Source organism: Microbispora sp. NPDC049633 (assembly GCF_040675265.1).
GTDB classification, from domain to species: domain Bacteria; phylum Actinomycetota; class Actinomycetes; order Streptosporangiales; family Streptosporangiaceae; genus Microbispora; species Microbispora maris.
In genome coordinates this window covers 1-7,403 of sequence record NZ_JBFAOO010000280.1, presented here as the reverse complement: position 1 = coordinate 7,403, position 7,403 = coordinate 1, and the positions used below count along the sequence as shown (strand labels likewise).

8 protein-coding genes and 1 pseudogene are annotated in these 7,403 nt (G+C 72.3%); 7 read left to right on the top strand and 2 right to left on the bottom strand.

The genetic code is table 11. From position 1 onward, the window contains the following. From AB0J39_RS36690 to AB0J39_RS36675, 4 genes are all read left to right on the top strand, one after another. Nucleotides 1–689, top strand: a 689-nt coding sequence (locus AB0J39_RS36690) for an FAD-dependent monooxygenase (RefSeq protein ID WP_363473309.1), incomplete at its 5' end; no start/stop codon positions are given. 164 nt (nucleotides 690–853) lie between these two features. Beyond that, entirely contained in the window at nucleotides 854–3,127 is a 2,274-nt protein-coding gene (gene pflB / locus AB0J39_RS36685) for a formate C-acetyltransferase (protein WP_363473306.1), read from the top strand. Beyond that, nucleotides 3,127–3,960, top strand: a complete 834-nt coding sequence (gene pflA / locus AB0J39_RS36680) for a pyruvate formate-lyase-activating protein (RefSeq protein WP_363473304.1) — start codon at nucleotides 3,127–3,129, stop codon at nucleotides 3,958–3,960. Before pflB ends, pflA begins: the two co-directional genes overlap by 1 nt. Nucleotides 3,961–4,077: 117 nt before the next feature. Next, on the top strand, nucleotides 4,078–4,395 hold the full coding sequence (locus AB0J39_RS36675; RefSeq protein ID WP_363473302.1) for a hypothetical protein: 318 nt from the start codon (nucleotides 4,078–4,080) through the stop codon (nucleotides 4,393–4,395). Nucleotides 4,396–4,495: 100 nt separating this feature from the next. Here the strand turns inward: AB0J39_RS36675 and AB0J39_RS36670 are convergent, their stop codons facing one another. Then, nucleotides 4,496–5,023 (bottom strand): flavodoxin domain-containing protein, encoded by a 528-nt coding sequence (locus tag AB0J39_RS36670; protein ID WP_363473300.1) that lies wholly within the window; start codon nucleotides 5,021–5,023, stop codon nucleotides 4,496–4,498. An 86-nt stretch (nucleotides 5,024–5,109) separates the two neighbouring features. Beyond that, a complete protein-coding gene (locus AB0J39_RS36665; RefSeq protein ID WP_363473298.1) occupies nucleotides 5,110–5,493 on the bottom strand; it encodes a helix-turn-helix domain-containing protein in 384 nt (127 codons plus the stop codon). Nucleotides 5,494–5,559: 66 nt separating this feature from the next. On the opposite strand from AB0J39_RS36665, the gene AB0J39_RS36660 reads away from it, so the two are divergent. From AB0J39_RS36660 to AB0J39_RS36650, 3 genes and pseudogenes are all read left to right on the top strand, one after another. Then, nucleotides 5,560–6,381: a hypothetical protein gene (locus AB0J39_RS36660; protein ID WP_363473296.1), complete on the top strand. Its 822-nt coding sequence runs from the start codon at nucleotides 5,560–5,562 to the stop codon at nucleotides 6,379–6,381. A gap of 59 nt (nucleotides 6,382–6,440) precedes the next feature. Next, nucleotides 6,441–6,938, top strand: coding sequence for a hypothetical protein (locus tag AB0J39_RS36655; RefSeq protein ID WP_363473294.1), 498 nt, complete (start codon nucleotides 6,441–6,443; stop codon nucleotides 6,936–6,938). 165 nt (nucleotides 6,939–7,103) lie between these two features. Then, a pseudogene (locus tag AB0J39_RS36650) lies at nucleotides 7,104–7,403 on the top strand (hypothetical protein); the annotation flags it as partial.

Here is a 7,403-nt window from a genome sequence, read left to right as displayed (position 1 = left end):
CCGACGGCACCACCGGCACCTACGACCTGGTCGTGGGCGCCGACGGCATCCGCTCGGCGGTGCGCGGGCTGATCGGGATCGACGACGCCCCGCGGCCGACCGGCCTGGGCATCTGGCGCGTCCACACCCGCCGTCCCGCCGGGATCGAGCGCACCGACCTCGTCTACGGCGGCCCCTGCTTCACCGCCGGATACTGCCCGACCGGCCCGGACACCATGTACGCCTATCTCGTCGAGAAGGCCCGCCCACGGGAGGCGGTCGGCGACAAGGTCGCGCACATGCGGGCCCTCGCCGAGGGATACGGCGGGCCGTGGGACGAGATCCGGGAGGACATCACCGACCCCGAGCGCATCAACTACACGTGGTTCGAGTCGCTGCTGGTGGACCGTCCGTGGAACCGCGGCCGCGTCGTCCTGATCGGCGACGCCGCGCACGCCTGCCCGCCCACCCTCGCCCAGGGGGCGGCCCAGTGCCTGGAGGACGCCGCGGTCCTGGCCGAGCTGCTGCTCGCCGCCGACCGGCTCGACCGGACGGTGTTCGACGCGTTCATGGACCGCCGCCACGATCGGGCGAAGGCCGTGGTCGAGGCGTCCCTGCGGCTCGCCGAGTGGCAGCTGAACCCCGTGCCGGACGCCGACATGCCCGGCCTCATGGACCGGATCAGCGCCATGGTGACGGAGCGGCCGTGATCACCGTCGACGCGAGTCGGCAGAGGCGGCCCGAGTGACTCGTCCGCAGAACGGACCCACCTCGTCGGGGTGACTTTGGTCCCCGTGATCCATGACTTCCGCGCGCAGCGTGCGGGTGGTTCCGGAAACCACAGTGGAGGCGGAACCGACGAAGGGGGTAGACGATGACCGTCACCGAGGTCAGGCACCAGGGAGACGCGCAGGCGCCCGCGCACGGGGCGTGGCGCGGTTTCCGCGGCACGACCTGGCGCGGGAACGTCGACGTGCGCGACTTCATCCAGGCCAACTACACGCCGTACGAGGGCGACGAGTCGTTCCTCGCCGGGCCGACCGAGCGGACCCGCGCGGTCTGGGCGGAGGTGTCGGACCTGTTTCCCGAGGAGCGGCGGCGCGGGGTGTACGACGTGGACACCGCCACCCCCTCCTCGATCACCGCGCACCGGCCCGGCTACATCGACTCCGAGCGTGAGCTGATCGTCGGACTGCAGACCGACGCCCCGCTGAAGCGGGCGATCATGCCGGCGGGCGGGCTGCGGATGGTCGAGAGCGGCCTGGCCGCCTACGGCTACACGCTGGACCCCCGGGTGAAGGAGATCTTCACCACGTATCGCAAGACGCACAACGACGGCGTCTTCGACGCGTACACGCCGGAGATCCGGGCGGCCCGCCGCGCCGGGATCATCACCGGGCTCCCCGACGCGTACGGCCGCGGGCGCATCATCGGCGACTACCGGCGGGTCGCGTTGTACGGCGTAGACCGGCTGATCGAGGCCAAGCGGGCCGAGCTTCACACGCTGGACGGCGAGTTCTCCACGGACGCGGTCATCCGCGACCGGGAGGAGCTGGCCGAGCAGCTGCGCGCCCTCGACGAGCTGAAGCGGATGGCCGTCTCCTACGGCCACGACGTCTCCCGGCCCGCGGCCACCGCGCGCGAGGCCGTCCAGTGGCTCTACTTCGCCTACCTCGCCGCCGTCAAGGAGCAGAACGGCGCGGCCATGTCCCTCGGCCGCACCTCCACGTTCGTGGACGTCTACCTGGAGCGGGACCTCGCCGAGGGACGGCTCACCGAGCAGGAGGCGCAGGAGCTGGTCGACGACTTCGTCATCAAGCTGCGCATCGTCCGCTTCCTGCGCACCCCCGAGTACGACCAGCTCTTCTCCGGCGACCCGACCTGGGTGACGGAGTCGATCGGCGGCATCGGCGCGGACGGCAGGCCGCTGGTCACCCGCACCAGCTATCGCTACCTGCAGACGCTGCGCAACCTCGGCCCGGCGCCCGAGCCGAACCTGACGGTCTTCTGGTCGCCGCGGCTGCCCGAGCCGTTCAAGCGCTTCTGCGCCCGCCTGTCCATCGAGACCAGCTCGATCCAGTACGAGAACGACGAGCTGATGCGGCCGCGGTACGGCGACGACACCGCCATCGCCTGCTGCGTCTCGGCCGCCCCCGTCGGGAAGCGGATGCAGTTCTTCGGCGCCCGGGTCAACCTCGCCAAGGCCCTGCTGTACGCGATCAACGGCGGCCGGGACGAGATCAGCGGCGAGCAGGTCGGCCCCGCCTACCCCGCGCTGACCGGCGACGTGCTCGACTACGAGGAGGTCGCGGCGGCGTTCGACCGGATGATGGACTGGCTCGCGAAGACGTACGTGAACGCGCTGAACGTCATCCACTACATGCACGACAAGTACGCCTACGAGCGCATCGAGATGGCGCTGCACGACTACCCCGTCAAGCGCACGCTCGCCTGCGGCATCGCCGGCCTGTCGGTGGCCGCCGACAGCCTGTCGGCCGTCAAGCACGCGACGGTCCGGGTGCTCCGCGACGTGACCGGGCTGGCCGTGGACTACGTGGTCGAGGGCGACTACCCGGCGTACGGCAACAACGACGACCGCGCCGACGCCATCGCCGTCGGCCTCGTCAGGTCGTTCATGGACAAGATCCGCCGCAACCCGTCCTACCGCGACGCCGAGCACACCCAGTCGGTGCTCACCATCACCTCCAACGTGGTGTACGGCAAGCACACCGGCAACACGCCCGACGGGCGCAGGGCCGGCACGCCGTTCGCTCCCGGCGCCAACCCGATGAACGGCCGCGACCGCCACGGCCTGGTCGCCTCGGCGCTGTCGGTTGCCAAGCTCCCGTACGAGCAGGCGCAGGACGGCATCTCGCTCACCAGCACGGTCACCCCGGACGGGCTGGGCCGCACGGCCGAGGACCGGGTCGCCGACCTCGTGGGCGTGCTCGACGGCTACTTCGACGCGGGCGGCTTCCACATGAACGTCAACGTGCTCGACCGGGCCACGCTGATCGACGCCATGGATCACCCCGAGAAGTACCCGCAGCTCACCATCCGCGTCTCCGGGTACGCAGTCAACTTCGTCCGGCTCACCCGGGAACAGCAGCAGGACGTCGTCGACCGCACCTTCCACGGGCGGCTGTGATGCGCGGTGAACCGAGGGCCGGCGCCACGGCCCGGCTCCGCCAGGACTCCACTGCCCGGCTCCGTGAGGACGTCGCCGCCGAGCTCTGCCAGGCGGAGCCGGCGGCCGGCGGCGGCGTCATCGAGTCGTGGGACCTGTCGGTCGGCGTGGACGGACCCGGCACCCGCTTCGTGGTGTTCACCTGCGGCTGCCCGCTGCGCTGCCTGTACTGCCACAACCCGGAGACCTGGCGCATGCGCGACGGCCGCCGGGTCACGGTGGACGGGGTCATGACCGAGGTGGACCGCTACCGGCGGTTCATCTCGGTCGCCGGCGGCGGGGTGACGGTCAGCGGCGGCGAGCCGCTGCTGCAGCCCCGCTTCACCGGCGAACTGCTGCGCCGCTGCCACGACAGCGGCCTGCACACCGCGCTCGACACCTCCGGTTTCCTCGGCGACCGGGCGAGCGACGCGCTGCTGGCCGACACCGACCTCGTGCTGCTCGACATCAAGTCGCATGACCCGCAGGGCTACCGGCGGCTCACCGGCGGGAGCCTGGAACCGACCCTGCGCTTCGCCCGCCGGCTGGCCGACCTCGGTCGCCCCGTCTGGGTGCGGTTCGTTTTGGTGCCCGGACACACCGACGCCGAGGAGAACGTCGAGGGCCTGGCTCGCTTCGTCGCGTCGCTCGGCAACGTCGAGCGCGTCGACGTCCTGCCCTTCCACCGCATGGCCGCCGGCAAGTACGCCCGGCTTGGACTGGCCTACCCGCTGGCCGACGTCACGCCCCCGGGCCAGCATCTGCTGGAACGCGTGCACGCCCAGTTCGCGGCGCACGGAGTGATCAGTGTGTGACCGGCCGGACGTCCGACGCGTGCACGGATCGCGGCCGGGACCGGAAGCGACATCCGGCGCCGGGTCCGGGGACCTTCGGCCCTCCCCGCACCGGACGCCCGGCGGCACGGTTGAGTCATGACCATCCTGAGCACCGATCCCCGTCCGATCCCCCGCCGTCAGGACGGCGAAGAGAGCCGCGAACAGGCCACCGGCCCGGTCACACGACGTACCGTGCGGGAGGCCCTGCAGGAGGCGTTCACCGAGACGGTGGACGACGTACGCCTGGCGGACATCGACGGCATGGTGCACATCTACGTGTGCATCCGCCCCACCGCGTCCGCCTGCCCGGAACTCATCCGCGCCGCCGCCCGCGAGGCGTACCACCGCGCCGTGCGCGGCGAGCCGGTGGTGGCCCATGTCGCGGCGCCCGCCGCCGGCCGGGGACGTCGGTGACGTCTGACAGACGGCGCGTCTGCTTCCGTGCATCGTGTCCGAGCACCCGGACCCCGGCGGTGCCGGTGCAACCACGGTCCGGCTCGTCGCCGCCACCCCGTCACGTGGCACGGGGGGCCGGTCGGCCCTCCGTCCGCTGGGCGGTCGCCACCTGCTCGGCGATCTGTCGTGCCCAGGCGCGTACCGCGTCCGGGTCGCGGTAATCGCCTCCGGTACGTGCGGCGATCCTCGCGGTGATGAAGCCCTTGGCGTCACCGGCGAGCCGCCCTCCGAACGTCCGGTGACCCAGAGCGCGAAGAGCCTCCGACGCCCGGGCCACCTTGGGAACCGGCGGGATCCCGGCCTCGTCCGCGGACCGGTCGAGCGGCCCGCTGCTGAACAGCCACACCGGCCGGCCGGACAGGGCCGCGGCGTGCCGCCGGGCGAAGCGCCGGGCGTCCTTGTGCCAGTGTCCCGCGTACAGTGCTCCGCCCAGCACCACGGCGTCGTAGGCGGTCACGTCGCGGACCGACCCCGCGTCCGCGACCTCGGCCTCGAGCCCCTTCCCGCGCAGGGTGTCGCCGATCCAGCCCGCGATCTCCGCGGTCGAGCCTCGTCTGGATCCGTAGGCGACCAGCACACGTGTCATGGCCGGACCTCCTTGTCTCGGGCCTGTTCCGGCTTCGGAAACTGTCGCTCGCAGCCTCCCGCCGGGACGGCCGGGCGGGTAGAGGCTCAGGACCCGTCCCCGCCGGTCGTTGGGCCCGCTCCGGTCGCGACGTCCGCGTCCTCCCACGCTTCGCCCCACCGCGCGACGTCGTCGAGGATCTTCCCGAGTGCGAAGCCCCGGGGCGTCAGGGCGTACTCCACGCGCGGCGGTTTCTCCGGATGCACCGTGCGCGTGACGAGTCCGCGCTCCTCCAGGGCCTGCAGGCGGTCGGCCAGCGTCTTCGGGCTGATCCCGGGCAGCGCCTGCCGAAGCTCGCCGTACCGCTTGGTGCCGTCGAGCAGGTGCCAGATGACCAGCGGCGTCCACCTGCTGCCGACGAACGTCAGCGTCCGGGTGACGACGCATTCTTCGGGCGTGACCGGCGGCCGCGGTGCCTGGATTGTTTCCATGGCTGTAGTTACTACAGGAAAAGTGCCTACTTCAAAAGATGAAGCGACAGCTCTAGCGTCGGCCGCATGACGAGAACGATCATTGCAGTGCACGGAGCGACCGGGACCCAGGGCTCTCCCGTCGTACGGAGGCTGCGCGCGCTCGGGCACCAGGTCCGGCCGCTCAACTCCGCCTCCGCCGATCTGGCCGACGCCACCTCCCTCGCCGCGGCGTACAAGGGCGCCGACGCGGTCGTCGTGCAGCTTCCGCAGGTGTTCGGCGAGATCGCCCTGCGGCACGCGGCGTCGGTGCTCGCCGCTCTCTGCGAGGCCGCCGTGTCGCGGGTGGTGTTCAATCCGGGGATGCCCCTGCCGCCGGACCCGGTGGGTGTCCCGTTCGTCGACGCCCGGGTCCTGTTCGCCCGGGACCTGCCCGCGCGGGTGGAGGCCGCGTCCGTGATCGGTCCCGCGGGGCCGTACCTGGAGAACCTGGTGCAGCCCTGGTCGGCCCGGCGCGTCCGCGAGCACGGCGAGCTGGTTTATCCGCTGCCGGCGGAGGCCCCCGTGCCGTGGTCGGCGCTCGACGACCTGGCGGAGGCCGTCGGTGAGGCGCTGGCCTGCGCCGAGCCGCCCGCGCGGCTCGTCGTGACGGGCCCGGAGGACGCCACCGGCGACCGGCTCGCCGCCGCCGTGGCCTCCGCCGCCGGAAGGCCGGTGCGCTACCTGTGGGTCGAGCCCGCCGAGTACGCCCGGCTCATCACGCCGGTCGTGGGGCGGGAGGCGGCCGAAGGAATCGCCGGGTTCTACGCCCCGGCCGCGGCGGCCGCACCACCGCCGATCCCGGAGGGGTGGCTCCACCGGGGAACGACGACGGTGGAGCGGTGGGCCGCGCGCCAGGCGTGGCGGTGAGGCCCACCCGGTAAGCGGGCTGCAACCGTCGAGCAGGCGGCACCCCGTACGAATACGCCATGGACACGCTCATGTCGACGGGCGATCGGCGGACGGGCCGCACCCTCGTGCTGGCGGCGACGGCGGTGCCGCTGCTCCTCGCGCTGCTGGCGGTACTCGCCGTGTCGACCACTGACATGCTGCTGGACTCTCCCGCGTCCTTCGACGGCATCCGGACCCTCGACGTTCGCACCGACCACGGAGACGTCGAGGTCGTGGGCGCCGACGTGACCGAGGTGCGAGTGACCCGCCGCGCGCAGGGATCGGGGCCCCGCGTGGAGTCGTGGGGCGACGGCTCGCTGACGGTCGGGCTGGTGTGTGACGAGACGGGTTCGATCTGCGGCCCGCTCAGGGACACGGCCGGGAGCCACACCGACTACGCGTTCGTGGTGCCGAGGGACATCACGGTCACGATCCGCAGTGAGCACGGCGACGTCACCGTGCGCGGCGTGACGGGGAAGGTCGACGCGCGGACGGAGGCCGGCCGCCTGCGGCTGGACCCGCCCTCGCCGGAATGACCGGGGCACCGGTACGTGTCGTTCGGCGGGACGTACGACGAAAGTCCCTCGATCACAGGGACTTCGGGCGGCCGGAGGGTGCCGTACGGCTCCTGCGGCGGGGCCGGTGATCGCGGTTTGCTTGAAGCGTCGAAAAGAGCAGCACGACGTTGAAAGGGGCCGGTCATGGCCATCACCGAAGGGCGTAACCAGAGGAAGCACCACCTCTACGACGCCGCTCCCGCCGCCGCGGTCACCGTCCCCGCCCCCCGCGCGCACACCGAGACGGTCCCCGCCGCCGGCACCGGTCCCGCCCGCTACGCCTGGGCCGCCGCCCGCATCGCCATCGGCTGGGTGTTCCTGTGGGCCTTCCTGGACAAGACCTTCGGCCTCGGCTTCGCCACCCCCGCCGCCAAGGCCTGGACCAACGGCGCCAGCCCCACCACCGGCTTCCTCAAAGGCACCGCCGACAACACCTTCGGCACC

What these genes read in the sequence shown, in the direction of transcription:
- pflB (WP_363473306.1), top strand. Translation starts at nt 854, where the DNA reads ATGACCGTCACCGAGGTCAGGCACCAGGGAGACGCGCAGGCGCCCGCG.
- pflA (WP_363473304.1), top strand. Translation starts at nt 3,127, where the DNA reads ATGCGCGGTGAACCGAGGGCCGGCGCCACGGCCCGGCTCCGCCAGGAC.
- AB0J39_RS36675 (WP_363473302.1), top strand. Translation starts at nt 4,078, where the DNA reads ATGACCATCCTGAGCACCGATCCCCGTCCGATCCCCCGCCGTCAGGAC.
- AB0J39_RS36670 (WP_363473300.1), bottom strand. Translation starts at nt 5,023, where the DNA reads ATGACACGTGTGCTGGTCGCCTACGGATCCAGACGAGGCTCGACCGCG.
- AB0J39_RS36665 (WP_363473298.1), bottom strand. Translation starts at nt 5,493, where the DNA reads ATGGAAACAATCCAGGCACCGCGGCCGCCGGTCACGCCCGAAGAATGC.
- AB0J39_RS36660 (WP_363473296.1), top strand. Translation starts at nt 5,560, where the DNA reads ATGACGAGAACGATCATTGCAGTGCACGGAGCGACCGGGACCCAGGGC.
- AB0J39_RS36655 (WP_363473294.1), top strand. Translation starts at nt 6,441, where the DNA reads ATGGACACGCTCATGTCGACGGGCGATCGGCGGACGGGCCGCACCCTC.